This is a genomic window from Xenorhabdus littoralis, assembly GCF_033949345.1.
GTDB lineage: Bacteria > Pseudomonadota > Gammaproteobacteria > Enterobacterales > Enterobacteriaceae > Xenorhabdus > Xenorhabdus littoralis.
In genome coordinates, this window is sequence record NZ_VCDP01000234.1 from 1 (window position 1) to 242 (window position 242).

The window sequence follows — 242 nt, forward strand, 5'->3', positions numbered from 1 at the left end:
GCAAGAAATTTCGCCGCTTACTGTGGCGAAATAAGATTATCCAAAGTATGAGCCGCAGGGGCTGCTGCTATGATAATTCCCCGATGGAACGGATATTCCGGAGTCTGAAAACCGAATGGAGCCCACCAGAAGGTTATCTGGATATCCATGAGGCGATAAGAGATATCACGAAATATCTGGGCGGATATTACAACGACGTCCGTCCCCCTAGTTTCACTGGCGGTCTTTCTCCCGTTGAATAC

1 protein-coding gene is annotated in these 242 nt (G+C 48.3%); it reads left to right on the top strand.

Going from position 1 to position 242, the window contains the following annotated elements; all coding sequences use genetic code 11:
- On the top strand, window positions 1-242 hold a 242-nt coding region (locus FE394_RS19440), incomplete at both ends, for an integrase core domain-containing protein (protein WP_319927957.1).